The organism is Cellulosimicrobium sp. BMG9.23, from assembly GCF_059159985.1.
Map to the genome: position 1 here is coordinate 330,039 of NZ_JBZGBZ010000005.1, position 16,688 is coordinate 346,726.

Genomic DNA, 16,688 nt, shown 5'->3' on the forward strand with positions numbered 1-16,688 from the left:
CGCGTGCCCTCCTACCGCGTCACGCTCGCCGTCGGGCTGCTGCGGCCCGGTGCGGACCCCGAGTCGGTCCTGCCGACGGCCGTCGCCGCAGGACGCCGACGCACGACCGTCGAGGCGTACGACGTCGGCGTCGTGCGGGGCGAGGCACGGATCACGGTGCGCTTCCTCGCCGACGGCGACGAGGCGGCGCACGAGGTGGCACGCGCCGTGGAGGCCGGCGCGCGGACGCTCGCGGCGACGTCGGGCAGGCGCCTGACCCGCCGGTGGGGCGCACGCTGGTACCCCGCCTGACCGGCGGCACAGCGACGGCACACAACCTACGCAACCGTAAGTTACGGTGGTCCGGTGAACATGCTGACGCCGAGCCTCTGGACGTCGCGGTACGCGCCGGGCGTCCCTCCCGAGATCACGATCCCCGACGAGCCGGTCACCGCGGCCCTCACCGCGGCCGCCGGGCGCTGGCCCACACGCGTCGCGCTCGACTTCTTCGGCGCGACGACCACCTACGCGCGGCTCGTGGCCGAGGTCGACCGTGCCGCCGGTGCCCTGCACGACCTCGGTGTGCGGCGCGGCGACCGTGTCGCGATCGTCCTGCCGAACTCGACGTCGCACGTCGTCGCGTTCTACGCGGTGCTGCGCCTGGGCGCGGTCGTCGTCGAGCACAACCCGACCTACACCGCCGACGAGCTCGCGCACCAGCTCGCGGACTCCGGTGCGAGCGTCGCCCTCGTGTGGACGAAAGCCGTGCCCGCGGTCCTCGCTGCGCGCGGCGGCCCGGAGCACGCGGCACCCGACCTGCGCACGGTCGTCGCGGTCGACATCGCGCGAGACCTGCCCGCCGGTTCGCGGCTCGCCCTGCGCCTGCCCGTGGCGCGCGCTCGGGCCCAGCGCGACGCGCTGCGCGGGCCGGTCCCCCCGGGCGTCGCCGACTGGCACGACCTCGTCCGCCGCGCCCGCCGCCTGCCCCCGGCGCTCCCCCAGCCCACCGCCGACGACGTCGCGCTCATCCAGTACACGGGCGGCACCACGGGCACGCCCAAGGGCGCCGTCCTCACGCACCGCAACCTCGTCGCCAACGTCGTGCAGGGCCAGGCGTGGGCCGCGTTCACGGAGGGCGCGGAGGTCGTCTACGGCGTCCTGCCGTTCTTCCACGCGTTCGGCCTGACGTTCTGTCTCACGCTGCCGGCCCGGATCGGCGCGACGCTCGTCGCGTTCCCGAAGTTCGATCCCCAGGCGTTCGTCGCGGCGCAGTCGCGCCGGCCCGCCACCTTCCTGCCCGGTGTCGCGCCGATGTTCGACCGGATCGTCGCGGCCGCGGGGGCGGCGACAGGGACGGCGGCGACCGGCGAGGACACCGAGGGCCGGGCGGTGACGCCCCGGACCGACCTGTCGTCCATCCGGCTCGCGTTCGCCGGCGCGATGCCGATCACAGCCGAGACCGCGCAGCGCTGGGAAGACGCCACAGGCGGCCTGCTCATCGAGGGCTACGGCATGACGGAGACGTCGCCGATCGCGCTCGGCAACCCGTGCTCGGACGACCGGCGCCCCGGGACCCTCGGTCTGCCGTTCCCGAGCACGGACATCCGCGTCGTCGACGCCGAGGCGCTCGACGCGGGCGACCTGCGCGACGCGGAGCCCACCACGCCGGACGGCGGCGTCCCGACCGTCCGGGGCGAGCTCCTCGTCCGCGGCCCGCAGGTCTTCCAGGGCTACTGGCAGCGCCCCGACGAGACCGCGGGCCAGCTCCTCGACGACGGCTGGCTGCGCACGGGCGACGTCGTGGAGGTACCGCTCGACGGTCCCGACGCCGGCACGGTCACACTCGTCGACCGCATCAAGGAGATGATCGTCACCGGCGGCTTCAAGGTGTACCCGTCGCAGGTCGAGGAGCACCTGCGGCAGATGCCCGGCGTGCGCGACGTCGCCGTCGTGGGGCTTCCCGGCGCGGGCTCGGACGAGCAGGTCGCCGCGGTCCTCGTCCTGGACGAGGCGCCCGGCGGTCCGGTCGGGGCCGACGACGGCGGGTCGCCGCCGCGCGTCGACCTCGCCGCGGTCCGGGAGTGGGGCGAGAAGCGTCTCGCCCGGTACGCGCTGCCGCGGACGCTCGCCGTCGTGCCGGAGCTGCCGCGCTCACAGATCGGCAAGGTCCTGCGCCGCGTGGTCCGCGAGGACCTCCTCGGCCGCGACGACGTCGAGCGCCACCGCGGCTGACGGCGCGGCGCCCACCGGTTCGCCGACGGCGCGCACCCGCCGTAACCTGTCTGGCGTCGTCGGCGACGTCCGCGACGCAGGTGGCGGGCGCCGTCGGGCCCTACCACCCGTCGCCCTTCGAGGAGGCCCCGTGCCCGAGTCCGCCCCACCCACCGCCCTGCCGCACGTCGTGGTGGTCGGCGCCGGGTTCGCCGGTCTCGCCGTGGTCAAGGAGCTCGCGAAGGCCCCGGTACGGGTCACGCTCGTCGACCGCCGGGTCTACAACACGTTCCAGCCGCTGCTGTACCAGGTGGCGACAGGCGGCCTGAACCCGGGCGACGTCACGTACTTCCTGCGCGGGCTGCGGCTCAAGCAGAAGAACGTGCGGGTCGTGCACGAGCACCTCGTCGGCATCGACCACGAAGGGCGGCGCATCCGGCTCCTCAACGACGAGTGGGTCGGCTACGACTACCTCGTGCTCGCCAACGGCGTCACCGCCAACTTCTTCGGCACCCCCGGCGCCAAGGAGAACTCGTTCCCCATGTACTCGCGGTCCCAGGCGATGAAGATCCGCGACACGCTCTTCGTCCGGCTCGAGAAGGCGGCGTCGACCCCCGGCACCGACGACGGGCTGCGGGTCGTCGTCGTGGGCGGCGGCGCGACGGGCGTCGAGGTCGCCGGGGCGCTCGCCGAGCTGCGCACCGCCGGGCTGCGGCCCGCGTACCCCGAGATCCACGGCGACGCGTTCGAGGTGAAGATCGTCCAGCGCGGCGCCGAGGTGCTCAAGTCCTTCCACCCGCGGCTGCGCCGCTACGCCGCCGACGAGCTGCGCCGGCGCGACGTGAGCCTGCACCTCGGGGCCGGCGTCGCGGAGGTCCTGCCGGACGCCGTCGTGCTCACCGACGGCACGCGCATCCACTCCGACCTCACCGTCTGGTCGGCGGGCGTCAGCCCGCACGAGGAGGTCGACGACTGGGGCCTGCCGCGCGGCGAGGGCGGGCGCGTCGTCGTCGGCGAGGACCTGCAGGTCGAGGGCCTGCCCGGCGTGTTCGCAGCGGGCGACATCGCCGTCTCGCCTGCGGGTCTGCCTCAGCTCGCGCAGCCCGCGATCCAGTCGGGCACGCAGGTCGCGCGCAACGTCCGGGCCCTCGTCGACGGACGCCCGACGACGCCCCTGCGCTACTTCGACAAGGGCACCATGGCCGTCATCGGGCGACGCGCCGCGATCGCCGAGGTCGTCGGGAAGATCCGCCTCACGCGCGGGGTCGCGTGGCTCGCCTGGCTGTTCGTGCACATCATGGGCCTCATCGGGCCGCGCAACCGCCTGACGACGCTCGCGGGCCTGGTCACCCGGTACGGGTTCCCGTTCCACCGCCGCCCCATCCCCATCGTGGGCGACGTGCCGACGATCCGTCCCCCGAAGAAGCCCGCCGGCACGGACCGTCCGGACATCGCGGACAGGTCGGTCTGAACCGCCTCGCCGCGCGCTCGCGGGCCCCGCGCCTCGCGTACCCTCGGAGGCGCAGGGCGCGACCGCGCGGTCGCCCCGCTGGATCGGGGGTAGTGGTGCTGGACGTGGTACGTCGAGGCGCGGTGGTCGCGACGGTCGTGGTCGCCGTGGGCGTCCTGGGCGCCTGCAAGGCGCCAGCCTGGCCCGGGACCCCGACGCCCGGACCGTCTCCGACGACGAGCCCGACCGGCACCCCCTCGGCGGAGCCCACCGGCGAGCCGACGACCACGCCGACCACCGACCCGTCCGACCCGTCGCTCCCCGGCGGCAGCGACGGCGTCGAGGTCCGCGTCAGCATCGAGCCGGGCTACAGCATGCCGGACCTCGTCGAGACGTCGCTCAAGCAGGCCCGGCGCACGCTCGACGGTGAGGGCGCGACGACGGTCCTCGTCGTCGACGCCCGCCGCGGCGACGCCGTCGCGGGGCAGTCGAACGGCTGGACCGTGTGCGGGCACGAACCCGCCGCGGGGAACTTCACCCTGGAGTCCGCCGAGGTCGTGCTCGCCGCCGCGCCCAACGCGCGCCAGTGCCCCTGACCGGCCCTGAGGCGCGCTCGCACCGGAGCACGAGGCGTCGACCTCTCGACGGCGGTCCCGGCAGCGCCTACGCTCACGATCACACGAGTCCTCGCAGCGTCGCGTCTCGTGTGCGACTCGGCTGACCCCTCGGCACGACCGGGGGCGGCCTGCGAGGGCCACTGCCGAGGAGGATGCGTGAGACCACGAACGTTCGTCCCGTCCGCAGCCGCCGCGAGCCTCGTGCTCGCGGTCCTGTCCGCCGCGCCGGTGGGCGCTGCCCCCGCCGGCGCCCTGCGCGCCGCCGCAGACCCGCTCCCGCTCGAGGACCTCGTCACCGGCGACGCGGTCATGGATCGTCTGGAGGACCTGCAGGCCATCGCCGACGCGAACGGCAACAGCCGTGCGCTCGAGACCCCCGGGTACGAGGCCAGCGCCGTGTACGTCGAGGAGGCCCTCACGGCCGCCGGCTACACGCCCGAACGCCAGTACTTCACGTTCGAGGACTTCGTCGTGGACGACCTGTCGCTCACGGCGGCGGGCGTCGCGCCGGCCGACGACCTCTACGCCGCGGAGTTCTCCCCCGCCACCCCGGACGACGGCGTCACGGGGCCGATCGTCCAGCCCGTCGACGGTCCGCGCCACGGCTGCACCGCCGCGGACTGGGACGGCGTCGACGCGACGGGCGCCGTCGCGCTCGTCAGCCGCGGCTCGTGCGCCTTCTCGATCAAGGTCACGAACGCCATGGCCGACGGGGCCGTCGCGGTGATCCTCTACAACAACGTCGACGAGCCGCTGAACCCGACGCTCGGTGCCGCGGGCTCGTGGGTCCCGACGGTCGGTCTCTCGCTGTCCGACGGCCAGGCGATCCTCGCCGCGCTCGAGGGGGGCGCCGCCGCCGAGGCGACCTACGACTACCAGTACCACGTCGACGAGTTCGAGACCTTCAACGTCATCGCCCAGACGCCGGGCGGCCGGACGAACAACGTCGTCATGGCCGGCGCGCACCTCGACGGCGTCGAGGAGGGCCCGGGCATCAACGACAACGGGACCGGCTCGATGGCGATCCTCGAGGTCGCCGTGCAGCTCGCCGCGGCCGCGGAGACCGACGGCTGGCCGGACAACGCGGTCCGGTTCGCGTGGTGGGGTGCGGAGGAGGTCGGGCTCGTCGGGTCGACGCACTACGTCGACGACCTCGTCGCGAACGACCCCGCGGCGCTCGACGACATCGCGACGTACCTGAACTTCGACATGGTCGGGTCGCCGAACTACATCATCGGCGTGTACGACGCGGACGAGTCGACGTACGAGGCGCCCGTCGAGGTGCCGGCGGGCTCGCCGGAGACCGAGGACGTCTTCACGGACTACTTCGACCAGATCGGGCAGCCGTGGGTCGACACCGAGTTCTCGGGCCGCTCCGACTACCAGGCCTTCATCAACAACGGCGTCCCGTCGTCCGGCCTGTTCACGGGGGCCGACGGCCAGAAGACGGCCGAGGAGGTCGCGCTGTTCGGCGGCACCGAGGGCATCTTCTACGACCCGAACTACCACTCGCCGCAGGACACGATCGACAACGTGGACCCGACCGCGCTCGACATCATGTCGCGCGCGATCGCCCACGCGGTCGCGTCCCTCGCCGACGACACGTTCGCGGTCAACGGCGCGGGCAACCCCGAGCTCACCGCGCTCACCGCGGAGACCCGTTGCGTGAACGGCACGGCGTACGTCGCGGTGCGCGCGACGAACGACGAGACCGGGTGGGCGGACGTCCGGATCGCGACGGACTTCGGCCAGAAGAAGTTCACCAAGGTCGGGTCGGACAAGAACGCGTACCAGTCGTTCAGCACCCGCTCCGCCTCGGTCGAGGCGGGCAGCGCCACCGTCAGCGCCTACCGCTGGAACGACGGCGACCCCCGGCACCAGTACTACGACGTGCCGTACGACGCGATCAGCTGCGGCTGACGCCCAGCGAGCGCCGGGACGGCGACCGGTTCCGCGAGGACCCGGTCGCCGTTCTCGTGCCCGACGGTCGACGTCAGGCGCCCGGCTGCTCCGCGAACACCTCGAGGATCGGCGCGTCGCCGGCGGTGAACCGCACGAACCGGCCGACGGTCCCGGGCGTGCGCAGCACCTGCGTCACGGCCATCGCGACGTCGGCCCGGGACACCTGCGATGCCGCGCCCTCCGGTGTCTCGGCGCCGTCCGCGAGGACCGTGATCGCGCCGGTCGGGTCGTCGTCGGTCAGCGTGCCCGGCCCGAGGATCGTCCAGTCGAGGCCGGTCCCGCGCAGGTGGTCGTCCGCGGCGAGCTTCGCGTCGGCGTACGCGAAGAAGCCGTTGTCCTCGGGGACTCCGTGCTCGGGGACCGAGCCGATCCACGACACCATGACGTAGCGACGGACCCCCGCCGACGCCGCGGCGTCCATCGACCGGATCGCGGCGTCGCGGTCGACGGCGTAGGTGCGCTCCGGATCGCCGCCACCGGCTCCGGCCGACCAGACGACGGCGTCGAACCCCGTGAGCGCCGCGGCGATCTGCTCGGTCGACGCGTGCTCGACGTCGAGCAGGACGGGCTCCGCGCCGAGGGAGCGGACGAGCGGCACCTGCTCCTCGCGCCGCACGACTCCCGCCGCGTGCTCACCGCGGTCCGCGAGGATCGGCAGGAGCAGCCGGCCGACCTTGCCGTGCGCTCCGATGACGGCGACCTTCATGGGACGTCCTTCCGTGGGTGCTGGGTGAGGCTCCACCGTGGCCCGGGAGCGGGCCTGCCGCCACCCGGGGTGGCCGCTGAGGCGCGCGGCGCGGGGGCGTGGATGCCGCGGGGCACCCAGCCGAGCACGCCCGAGCGGCCCAGGAGGTCCGCGGCGTACCACGCGGTCGCGAGCCACATCTCGGTGCCCTGGAGGCTCGGCGACCCGTCGGGGACCCCCGACGCCGTGCTGCCCCGAGCCGTCCGGGAACCCTCCGGGGCGAAGGCCAGCCCGTCCGGCGTCCAGCGCTCCGCGATCCCGTCGAGGACGTGGCGGGCGACGTCGTCCGCCTCGGCCGTGCGGTAGCCGTCGGCGCCGCACCGGCGCGCCCACCACAGGAGGTGCACGACGTCGAGCGCGTCGCACGCGGTGACGCGCGGCGCGTCGAGCACCCCGCCGGCCGCGTGCCGCAGGACCGAGTCCGTGAGCTCGCGCCCGAGCCCGAGGGGCGTCCGCCACTGCGCGAACGTGCCGCGCACGAGCCGGTACGTCCCGTTGACCGGCTCGCGCCACCCGTCGGCCGCGCGCGGCGAGCCCCACAGCCCGGTCACCGGGTCGCGGTGCTCGACGAGCCAGCCGACGAGCGCCTCACGGACTCCGTCGGGTACGTCGACGCCGGCCGCGCGCGCGAACGTCAGCGCAGTGCCGACAGTGTCGACCGTCGAGCCCGCACCCCACGCGTTCGTGGTCCACGGCAGCGTCTCGAGCCTCCGCACGATCTCGGCGGCGCTCGCTGCCACGGGCGGCACGGCGCGCAGCGCCGCGCCGAGCAGGTCGAGCGCGTACCCGACGCACAGCACGTGGTAAGCGCCCGGGCCCTCGGCCCACGCGCCATCAGATCGCGCGCCGTCAGATCGCGCGCCGTCAGGCCGGGCCTCCTCCCCGTGCCCGAGCTGCTGGACGCGGCGGTCCGGGCCGACGAGGTCCGTGAGGCGCCGGACGTGCTCGTCGCGTGACCAACCCGCGGGGACGCCACCCGCGAGCGCCGCGAGCTCGACGGCGTCGCAGTGCGCGCGCACGGTCGGCCGGGAGCCGGGCGCGTCGCGATAGCGCTCGCCGTCGAAGGCCCGCTCGACGAGCGTCGGCAGGGCGGCGAGCGCCTCGCCACCGAACCGCTCGAGCCGGCGCGCACGCTCGGCGTCGGGGTCCGGTCGCCGGGCGGACGCGGTGGCGGCCCCGCGGGCGGTGGCGGTCGCGGGTACGGTGGCGGGCCGCTCGCCCGTGCGACGGTCCCGGACGACGCGCGCGGGGTTCCCGACCGCCACGGCGTCCGCGGGCACGTCGCGCGTGACGACGGCGCCCGCACCGATGACCGCGTGGTCGCCCACGGTGACGCCGTCGAGGATCACGACGTGCGCACCGACCCACACGTCGTCGCCGATCGTGATGCCGCGCGACGTGAGGCCCTGCCGGAACACGGGCACGTCCACGCGGTCGAACGCGTGGTCGAAGCCGAGGACGCTCGTGTGGCTGCCGATGCGGACGGCGTCACCGATCGTCACGCGGCCGCGGATCGCGGCGGAGACGTTGACGGAGCAGTCCGCCCCGATCGCGACGTCGCCCGTGATGTGCACGTGGGCGGCGACGTAGCTGCGGTCGCCGAGGGCGAGGGAGTCGGGATCGACGTCGGCGAGGCCCGACACGACGCAGCCGGCACCGATCGTGTGGCCGGCCGCGCGGAGGGACGCGACGCGCTCGTCGTTGGCCTCGCGCTGCTCCGGCGAGGCGGTGGTGTCGAAGGTCCAGGGAGCGAAGTCGGGGGTCAGCGGGCCGGGCACGCGCACCAGGCTCGCACAGGCGTCCGCGACCGACGTCGGCCCCGGCGGAAGCGAACGGAAACGGTCACGCGTGGACGGCCGCGGCGTCGGCGGCGTCGGGCAGACTGTGCCCGTGCCCGGATTCGCCGTCGTCGACCTCGAGACCACCGGGTTCTCCCCCCGCCTCGGCGACCGGGTCGCCGAGGTCGCCGTCGTCCTGGTCGACGACGCGGGCCAGGTCGAGGACGAGTGGTGCACCCTGGTCAACCCCGGACGCGACCTGGGTCCGCAGCACGTGCACGGCATCGCGGCCGCCGACGTCGCGCTCGCGCCGGCGTTCGACCGCGTCGCGCCGGCGCTCCTGCGGCTTCTCGACCGCCGGGTCCTCGTCGCGCACAACGCGTCGTTCGACACGCGCTTCCTGCGCGCGGAGCTCGGCCGCGCGGGCGTCGCCGCGGCGATCGACCCGCTCGCGTGCCTGTGCACGCAGCAGCTCGCCGGGCGCTACCTCACCGGGTCGCGCAGCCTCGCCGCGTGCTGCGCGACCGTCGGCGTCGTGCACGACGGCGTGCACTCGGCCCTCGGGGACGCCCGCGCCACGGCAGGGCTGCTCGCGCACTACCTCGACGTCGCGCGCGAGGACGAGTGCTGGGACGTCGCCCGCGCCGCGGCGGACGGCGTGCGCTGGACCCTGCCGCCCGCGGTGGACGTCGAGCCCGTGCCACGCGGCGCGAGCCGGCTCCACGGCCACTGGCTCGCTGCCCTCGACAGCCCGACAGCTCGCGAGAGCCCCGGGACGCCCACCGGTTCCGCCGTTGCCCCGCTGCGCGACGGCGTGGCGCGACGGGCGCAGTCCCGAGGCGGAGGCGTCGTGGCCGGGACGGCGGCCGACTACCTCGCGCTCCTCGACCTGGCGCTGCTCGACGGGTACGTGTCGCACACGGAACGCAGCACTCTGGTGGACGCCGCGCGACGCGCCGGGCTCGACCGGCAGGACGTCGAGCGGCTGCACCGCGACCACCTCGCGACGCTCGCCCGCGACGTCCTCGACGGTGCGGGGTCGTCGGCCCTCGGAGAGCGGGTCGACGAGGTCGGCGTGCTCGACGCCCTCGCGGCCGACCGGACGCTGCACGAGGTCGCCGGCCAGCTCGGGCTCGACGCGGACGACGTCCTCGCCGCGTCCCAGGCCGCTCTCGGGGCGAGGCTCGTGGACGAGGCGACCGGCGGCGTCGGGCACAGGGAACGGTTCGTCCTGTCCCCCGGGGACGAGGTCGTGCTCACCGGGTCGATGCGCCGCACGCGCCCCGCGTGGGAGGACGCCGCGCGCCGGGCGGGCCTCGCGCCGTGGGCGTACGTGACACGCCGGACGCGGCTCGTCGTCGCAGCGGACCCCGACTCGCTGTCCACCAAGGCCCGGACGGCGCGCCGCTACGGCATCCCGATCGTCACGGAGGACGCGTTCGCCCGGCTGCTCGACGAGGTCGGGCGCACCACGGCAAGGGTCGCCCGCACGGCCTGAGCGCCCACCCGTCCCGTTGAGTGCTGGGTATATGTCGTCCGAGCAGAGCACAGACAGCAAATACCCAGCACTCAACGGACCGGGCGGGCTCGCACGGGCTCGTGGGCGGGCTCGGCGCTGCGGGACGCACGGCCAGCGGGGAGGCTGTCCCCATGAGCCCCGACGCACCGGTCGACGTCGACGCGCTGCTCGACGAGCTGTACTCGCTCCCGCTCGAGCAGTTCGTCGTCGCGCGGACGGCGGCGTCGAAGCGCATCAAGGCGTCGGGCGACGCCGTCGGCGCCGAGCGAGTCGGCCGGCTCCCCAAGCCGACGGTCGCCGCGTGGGTCGTCAACCAGGTCGCGCGCGAGCACCCCGACGAGATAGCGGCGCTCGTCGCGATCGGCGACGAGCTGCGCGACGCGACCGAGGACCGCGACCGGTCGCGGATCACAGCGCTCGACCGGTTGCGGCGGGAGCGGGCCGAGGCGCTCGTCGGGACCGTCCGGAAGGCCGGGGAGGTGGCCGGGCGCGCGGTCTCCGCGAGCGCCGTCGACCGCCTCGCCGAGACGCTGACGGCGGCCGTCATGGACCCCGACGCGGGCGCCGTCGTGCAGGCCGGGCGCCTGAGCCAGGCGCTGCAGCACGTCGGGTTCGGGATCGTCGACGAGGGCGGGGAGCCCGCGGACGTCGTCACGCTGCACGTGGTGCGGGACGACGGCGAGCCCGCCCCGGCGAGGAGAGGTCGCCGCAGCGCCGGGGGCGGGAAGGCCGGCGGCGGGGGCGGCAGCGACGGCAGCGACGGCAAGGGGGCCGACACCGGGCCGGCGGTCGAGGAGGAGCCGGACCCGCTCGCCGAGGCCGAGCGCACCGTCGAGGAGACCGCGGCCGAGGTCGACCGGCTCGAGGCCGCCCGCGACGAGGCGGACGCGCGGGCGCGCGAGGCGAGCGACGCCGTCGGGCAGGTGGAGGACGACCTGGGCCGCATCGAGGACGAGCTCGCCCGCCTCGCCGACGAGCGCGACGAGGCGCGCTCCCGGCTGGAGGCCGCGCGCGCTGCGCAGGACGAGGCGCAGGCCGGGCTCGAGTCCGCCGACGACGCTCTCGAGGCGGCGGAGGAGCGTGCCGCCGAGGCGCGCAAGGCCCGCCGGGCGGCACGTCGCCGGTGACGCGCGACGACGATCACGCACGCGCCGGTCACTCACCGCGTGGGTAACGCGGGGCCCGGCGCTACGGCGCGCCCGTGTACGGGCCGCCGTCCTCGAGGGTCACGGTCCCGACGGTGAACGAGTCCTCGATGCATGCGACGAGGCTCTCCGCGACGTCCCGCGTCGTGCGTGGCGCGAGGCGCAGCGACACCGCGGACTGCGGCACGTCGGCGGTCCCGAGTGTCTCGACCACCGCGGCGTCGGACGCCTCGACGCAGGCCTGCCAGTCCCCGTCGGGATCGCTCAGGCCGACGACCCAGGTGTGGCCGCCCGGAAGCTCGTCCGTCGGGGCGCACGCCACCGCGAGGAGTCCGACGAGGATCGCCGCCGAGGCACCGCTCACCCACCGTCGCGCGACGCGACCTGATCCCATGGGCGTCTCCTCTCACCGAGCCGACGTGGTCGTGCCGACCCTACCGAGGGTTCTCGTGTCCATGACGGGCGCAGGCGAGCACCCCGCCGTTCGTCGTGCGCGAACGCGGGATTGAGTCGGGAGCGCTCAAGGTTGACCCCGTCAGACGCCGCGGGCTCACCGCGGCAGCAGAACCGGAGGAGTCACCATGACCACCACCCTCACCCCGATCCCGTTCGGCGCCCTGGCCGCGGACCGTCTCGTCCGCGACCTGTGGACCCGTCCCGCCACCCCCGCGCAGCGGAGCGGCTACGCGCCGGCCGCCGACGTCTACCGTGACGGCGACGACCTCGTCGCCCGCTTCGACCTGCCGGGCGTCGACCCGGAGCGCGACGTGACCGTCGAGCTCGAGGGTCGCCGGCTCGTCGTGCGCGGCGAGCGTCGTGACCAGCGCGTCGTCGAGGCGCGCGAGGCCACCGACGAGCCCGCCGAGGGCTCCGAGGCGACCGACGGCACCGAGCGGGAGCCTGTCGAGAAGCCGGTCGGCCGTCGCATCCGCGAGGTGCGGTTCGGCGAGTTCCGCCGGACCGTCACGCTGCCGAAGGCCGCGGACGCCGAGGCGGTCCGCGCGTCCTACGACGCGGGCGTGCTCACCGTGACCGTCGCCGGCGTGTTCGCCGGCCGTGCGCCGCAGCGCATCGAGGTCACGCGCGCGGCCTGACGCCGCGCCACCTGCTCCGGCCGCGCCCGGCCCTGGCGCGGCCGGATCCCGACGGGCCGGTACCTCCCGAGGTGCCGGCCCGCCGTCGTACCCGGGCCAGGTGCCGAACCCCGGGTTGTGCGTCGATCAGCGCCTCATGTGCCGCGTAACCCGGGGTTCGGCACGAGGCGGTGACCCACGATCCCAGGTTCGGCGAGCGCGCAGCCGCGGAACGTCCGCAGCGCCTCGACGACGAGAGCGTGGTCGTCCGCCTGGGGCAGCCCCGAGACGGTGACGACCCCGACGGCGCCCACGCCCTCGACGCGCACGGGGAACGCGCCGCCGTGCGCGGCGTACTCCTGGAGCGGGAGCTGGTGCTGCTCCGCGAACGTCGTCCCCTTCGCGCGCGCCCGCAGGCCCACGAGGTACGACGACGCCCCGAACCGCTGCACGACCCGCACCTTGCGCTCGACCCACGTGTCGTTGTCGGGCGTCGTGCCCTCGCGCGCGGCGTGGAACACCTGCTGCGTGCCCTTGCGGACGTCGATGGTCACCGCGAGGTCGCGCTCGGCGGCGAGCTCGACGAGGAGGCACCCGAGGCGCCACGCGTCGTCGTGCGTGAACGAGGTGAGCACGAGCTCGTGCTCCTGCGCCTCGACGGAGGCGATGGTCGAGGCGAGGTCGTCGGGCGTCGTCGTCATGCCGTCATCGTGACACGCGCGGGGCCGGTGGAACCTCTTCCGTCCGTACACTGTCAGGGTTCGGCCGAGCACCGGCCTGACCGGGCACCGAACCAGCCGGAGACCCTCTTGAGCAACCCCGCGACGGGCCCGCAGCCCCCCGCCGGCCCACCGGGGCCGCCTCCTCCGCCCGCGCGCCGTCGTCGCGGAGGTCGCACGCCGGAGGGCGCCGTGCGGTTCGTGCGCTACTGGCTGCTCATCTACGCGATCCTCGCGCTGCTGATCGCCGTCTCGCTCTTCGGCGGGCTGCTCACCGGCGCCTGGGCCGGGGAGAGCAAGAACACCTCGCGCCTGTTCAGCGCGTTCACGGCGACGGGTCTCGCCGTGCTCGTGCTCTGGGTCCGCGAGCTCATGATGCGCAAGATCCGCAGCGGGCAGTACCCGCCACCGGACCGACGCTGACGCGCTCTCGCAGAGTCCCACCCGGTGACCGGCACCCTCAAGCCGGTCGGTCACGGACGAGGACCTCGCTCGCCGAACCCCGGGTTGCTGCGGCCTCGCGGTGCTGAAGGGCTGCTAACCCACGTCCCGGTTGCTCCACGTGCGCCGGAGATGTCTCCCGTCGTGGGGTCGACGCGGCTCAGTCGCCTCGGGCGTGCCGGGTCGCGCGGTCGTTCGCGCGCTGGATCGCGTCGACCAGCTCGTCCTTCGTCATCGTCGAGCGGCCGTCCACGTCGAGCCGCCGTGCGACGTCGAGAAGGTGCTCCTTCGACGCGTTCGCGTCCACACCGCCCGCCGTCTCCGCCGAGGACTCCAGGCCACCTTCCTCCGCGCGCTCGTCCGACGGACCCGGCTCCTCCTTGGGCTCCCAGTGGTCGCCGACCTTCTCGTGCGTGTGCTTGAGCGCCGCGAACGCCACGCGGCTCGCACGCTCCGCCGAGCCGTACTGCTCCATCGCGGCGTCGTAGGCCTTCGCGAACGTCCGCTGTGCCTTCTCGTCCGAGCGCTGCAGCGTGCTGGGGATCTCGGACTCCTTCGCATCCCCGCCGCGGGTCGTCTTCGGCACGGTCGGCCTCCTTCACCTCGCTGCCCGACGGCGGTCGCCGCCTCCCGTCGAGCGTCTCGCCTCGCGCGGTCCCTCGCCAGCGCGGCGGCTCTCGTGGCGGACGCGCGCCGCGGTGCGCCGCGTCCTCCTGCGCGTCCGCGGGGCGCGTGGGTGCGTGGCAGGGGTGCCGACGGGCGATCTCGACCGCGCAGCCCTACGCTGCCCGGATGCCACGCGCCCTGATCTTCCACGGCCGGATCGCCGGCTGGGGCACGTCGTCCGGCACGCGTGTCGTCGTCGGGCGGTGGGACCGGTCGCCGTTCGGCGCGTTCGCCGACGTCATGGTCGAGCGGCCCGACGGCGAGCGGGTCCTGCTCGCACCGTCCGACGCGGTGGCGTCCCTCGTTGGCTCGACGTACTCCTTCGACCGCGTCGAGATCCTCCCCGTCGAGGTTCGCGACCTCCCGGCCGAGCACCCCGGCGCGACGTCCGTCGTCGGTCGCGGTGGGCGCACACCGGCCCCGTGGCACGTGGCGGCCGGACCGCTCGAGGCACGGCTCGCCGTCGGGCAGCGCACCGGGCTGGGGCACGCCCTGCGCGCCGTGCCCGACCGGCTGGCCGGGTCGCGACGGTTCACCGCCGTGACCGACCCGGTCGCACGAGCGCTGCTCCACGGCGTCCGGACGCGTGGGAGCGCCGGGTCGGGCCGCGTCGAGCACTACGGCGCGACCGACGTGCACGCGCTCGAGGCGGTCACGTCCTCGTGGGACGGTGAGTCCCTGGGAAGCCTGACGTCCGTCGACCCGCCGGTACGTTTCGGGTTCGGGTCGACGCCGCGGCGACCGGCGGTGACCGACGTCGTGACCACGCTCGTGCTGCCGGACGGGGACGTCGTCGCCTGAGCGCCCGCTCCGCGAGAGATGCGCTCCCGTTCGGGCGATGCACCACGGAGCGCACCACTCGGCCCGGGTTGCATCGTTCGGCCTCCGGTGCGAGAGGCTGGTCCCGACCTCGACCCCGAACCCCTGGAGCACGACCTGTGGACGACCACGAGCGCGAGATCCGCCGACGCATGGCTGCGCACGAGCTGTACACGGACCACGGCGTCGCCGGACTCGCCGCCGAGCGCGCCCGCGCGACCGAGCTGACCTACGACTTCAACGCGACGCGCCCGTCCGCGACGGACGAGCGGCAGCGCCTGCTGGGAGAGCTGTTCGCCGCCGTCGGCGACGACGTGTGGATCGAGCCGACGCTGCGCGTGGCCTACGGCTGCACGACGCGCCTCGGGAACGGCGTGTACGCGAACTTCGGGCTGACGCTCGTGGACGACGTCGAGATCACCGTCGGCGACCGCGTGATGTTCGCGCCGAACGTGACGATCTCGACCACCGGCCACCCCCTGCACCCCGACCTGCGCTCGGACGGCACCCAGTTCTCCGCACCCGTCGTCCTCGAGGACGACGTGTGGGTCGGGACCGGCGCGGTCATCCTGCCGGGCGTCACCGTGGGCCGCGGGTCGATCGTCGCCGCAGGAGCCGTCGTGGCGGGGAACGTGCCGCCGATGACCGTCGTCGGGGGCGTCCCGGCGCGCGTGCTCCGCGAGATCACCGACGCCGACCGCGAGTGGACCTACCGTGCGCCACGCACGCTCGAGGTCCCCGGGACGGGGCCACGGATCGTGCCGGCCACGGTGCCCGCCCAGCCCGTCTGACCCCGTCACGCGCCGGGGAGGAGATCGACACCGGACGTCGACCCGTGCCGCAGGACGGTAGCCCGGTCTTCTCCCCGGTCAGACGACCTCGACCCGGCACCGGACGCCCGGCGCCCTCTCGATCCGCGCATCCGCGGTGAGGAGCGTCCCACCGAGCCGCTCCGCGAGCGCGACGTACGCCGCGTCGTACGCCGAGAGGTTGGCGCCGAGCTCCCATGCTCGCTCTGTGACGACGGCGAACGGCCAGAGCTGGATCGGGAGCAGGTCGAACGCCTCCAGGGCGGCCCGCCCCTCGCGGTCCGTCAGGAGACCCGCAGCGCGCCGACGGCGGAGGACGTTCGCGACCTCGTAGGGCAGCAGGTCCGGTGCGTCGAGGACCTCGACCGCGCGGGAACGACGGGCGATCACGTCCCCGCGCGCGCCCGGGTCGAGGAGCATCGTGAGCACCGCCGAGGCATCCACGACGAGCGGCCTCGAGCGTTCGTCGCCCGGTACCCGTTCGTCGCCCGGTACCCGAGGCCGCGGCGCCCGGCCCCTCACCGCCGGTCGGCCGCGAGGTCGGCCAGCACGTCCCCGACCTCGAGCTCCGGCAGGCCGCGAGCGCGTCGCCGCACCTCCACCATGGCGCTCTCGAGCGACGGGCGCGCGGCCAGCTCGCGGAGCGCCGCCGCCAGGTACTCCTGGAGGGACCGTCCGCTGCCTGCCGCGCGCGACGCGAGCTCGTCGCGAACGTCCTGCGGGACGTCGCGGATCGTGATCGTCACCATGCAGGC

The 16,688-nt window shown here is 75.0% G+C and carries 18 protein-coding genes; 11 read left to right on the forward strand and 7 right to left on the reverse strand.

Features of this window, described 5'->3' with window-relative positions; genetic code table 11:
- Nucleotides 1-3: 3 nt before the first annotated feature.
- The 5 genes from AC4H2G_RS10315 to AC4H2G_RS10335 all read left to right on the forward strand — a co-directional run bounded on the left by AC4H2G_RS10315 (nt 4) and on the right by AC4H2G_RS10335 (nt 6,177).
- Nucleotides 4-291: a hypothetical protein gene (locus AC4H2G_RS10315; protein ID WP_494365662.1), complete on the forward strand. Its 288-nt coding sequence runs from the start codon at nt 4-6 to the stop codon at nt 289-291.
- A 60-nt stretch (nt 292-351) separates the two neighbouring features.
- Complete coding sequence (locus tag AC4H2G_RS10320) at nt 352-2,211, forward strand: AMP-binding protein (RefSeq protein ID WP_494365761.1); 1,860 nt, start codon at nt 352-354, stop codon at nt 2,209-2,211.
- Nucleotides 2,212-2,341: 130 nt separating this feature from the next.
- Nucleotides 2,342-3,661: an NAD(P)/FAD-dependent oxidoreductase gene (locus tag AC4H2G_RS10325; protein WP_494365663.1), complete on the forward strand. Its 1,320-nt coding sequence runs from the start codon at nt 2,342-2,344 to the stop codon at nt 3,659-3,661.
- A gap of 104 nt (nt 3,662-3,765) precedes the next feature.
- Nucleotides 3,766-4,236, forward strand: coding sequence for a hypothetical protein (locus AC4H2G_RS10330; RefSeq protein ID WP_494365664.1), 471 nt, complete (start codon nt 3,766-3,768; stop codon nt 4,234-4,236).
- 177 nt (nt 4,237-4,413) lie between these two features.
- Nucleotides 4,414-6,177, forward strand: coding sequence for a M20/M25/M40 family metallo-hydrolase (locus AC4H2G_RS10335; protein WP_494365665.1), 1,764 nt, complete (start codon nt 4,414-4,416; stop codon nt 6,175-6,177).
- Nucleotides 6,178-6,250: 73 nt separating this feature from the next.
- Here the strand turns inward: AC4H2G_RS10335 and AC4H2G_RS10340 are convergent, their stop codons facing one another.
- Nucleotides 6,251-6,925 carry an SDR family oxidoreductase gene (locus AC4H2G_RS10340; RefSeq protein ID WP_494365666.1) on the reverse strand — a complete coding sequence of 225 codons (675 nt, stop codon included), beginning with the start codon at nt 6,923-6,925 and terminating at the stop codon, nt 6,251-6,253.
- Nucleotides 6,922-8,742, reverse strand: coding sequence for an acyltransferase (locus AC4H2G_RS10345; protein ID WP_494365667.1), 1,821 nt, complete (start codon nt 8,740-8,742; stop codon nt 6,922-6,924). Before AC4H2G_RS10345 ends, AC4H2G_RS10340 begins: the two co-directional genes overlap by 4 nt.
- Nucleotides 8,743-8,854: 112 nt before the next feature.
- On the opposite strand from AC4H2G_RS10345, the gene AC4H2G_RS10350 reads away from it, so the two are divergent.
- The gene (locus tag AC4H2G_RS10350; RefSeq protein ID WP_494365668.1) at nt 8,855-10,240 is read left to right on the forward strand and encodes an exonuclease domain-containing protein; all 1,386 of its coding nucleotides are present in this window, start codon (nt 8,855-8,857) and stop codon (nt 10,238-10,240) included.
- Between the two features lie 152 nt (nt 10,241-10,392).
- A complete protein-coding gene (locus AC4H2G_RS10355) occupies nt 10,393-11,388 on the forward strand; it encodes a hypothetical protein (protein WP_494365669.1) in 996 nt (331 codons plus the stop codon).
- Nucleotides 11,389-11,449: 61 nt separating this feature from the next.
- On the opposite strand, the gene AC4H2G_RS10360 is transcribed toward AC4H2G_RS10355, so the two are convergent.
- A complete protein-coding gene (locus tag AC4H2G_RS10360) occupies nt 11,450-11,800 on the reverse strand; it encodes a hypothetical protein (RefSeq protein ID WP_494365670.1) in 351 nt (116 codons plus the stop codon).
- A 187-nt stretch (nt 11,801-11,987) separates the two neighbouring features.
- Here AC4H2G_RS10360 and AC4H2G_RS10365 point away from each other — a divergent pair, with 187 nt between their 5' ends.
- Nucleotides 11,988-12,500 (forward strand): Hsp20/alpha crystallin family protein, encoded by a 513-nt coding sequence (locus tag AC4H2G_RS10365; protein ID WP_494365671.1) that lies wholly within the window; start codon nt 11,988-11,990, stop codon nt 12,498-12,500.
- A 134-nt stretch (nt 12,501-12,634) separates the two neighbouring features.
- On the opposite strand, the gene AC4H2G_RS10370 is transcribed toward AC4H2G_RS10365, so the two are convergent.
- Nucleotides 12,635-13,180 (reverse strand): heme-degrading domain-containing protein, encoded by a 546-nt coding sequence (locus AC4H2G_RS10370; protein WP_494365672.1) that lies wholly within the window; start codon nt 13,178-13,180, stop codon nt 12,635-12,637.
- A gap of 210 nt (nt 13,181-13,390) precedes the next feature.
- Between AC4H2G_RS10370 and AC4H2G_RS10375 the strand changes: the two genes are divergently transcribed.
- Nucleotides 13,391-13,621 (forward strand): hypothetical protein, encoded by a 231-nt coding sequence (locus AC4H2G_RS10375; RefSeq protein WP_494365673.1) that lies wholly within the window; start codon nt 13,391-13,393, stop codon nt 13,619-13,621.
- A gap of 178 nt (nt 13,622-13,799) precedes the next feature.
- Here the strand turns inward: AC4H2G_RS10375 and AC4H2G_RS10380 are convergent, their stop codons facing one another.
- A complete protein-coding gene (locus tag AC4H2G_RS10380) occupies nt 13,800-14,225 on the reverse strand; it encodes a ChaB family protein (protein WP_494365674.1) in 426 nt (141 codons plus the stop codon).
- A 206-nt stretch (nt 14,226-14,431) separates the two neighbouring features.
- On the opposite strand from AC4H2G_RS10380, the gene AC4H2G_RS10385 reads away from it, so the two are divergent.
- Nucleotides 14,432-15,106 carry a hypothetical protein gene (locus AC4H2G_RS10385; protein WP_494365675.1) on the forward strand — a complete coding sequence of 225 codons (675 nt, stop codon included), beginning with the start codon at nt 14,432-14,434 and terminating at the stop codon, nt 15,104-15,106.
- Nucleotides 15,107-15,243: 137 nt separating this feature from the next.
- On the forward strand, nt 15,244-15,915 hold the full coding sequence (locus AC4H2G_RS10390; protein ID WP_494365676.1) for a sugar O-acetyltransferase: 672 nt from the start codon (nt 15,244-15,246) through the stop codon (nt 15,913-15,915).
- A 78-nt stretch (nt 15,916-15,993) separates the two neighbouring features.
- On the opposite strand, the gene AC4H2G_RS10395 is transcribed toward AC4H2G_RS10390, so the two are convergent.
- On the reverse strand, nt 15,994-16,377 hold the full coding sequence (locus tag AC4H2G_RS10395) for a type II toxin-antitoxin system VapC family toxin (protein WP_494365677.1): 384 nt from the start codon (nt 16,375-16,377) through the stop codon (nt 15,994-15,996).
- 74 nt (nt 16,378-16,451) lie between these two features.
- Entirely contained in the window at nt 16,452-16,682 is a 231-nt protein-coding gene (locus tag AC4H2G_RS10400) for a FitA-like ribbon-helix-helix domain-containing protein (RefSeq protein ID WP_494365678.1), read from the reverse strand.
- Between the last annotated feature and the right edge of the window lie 6 nt (nt 16,683-16,688).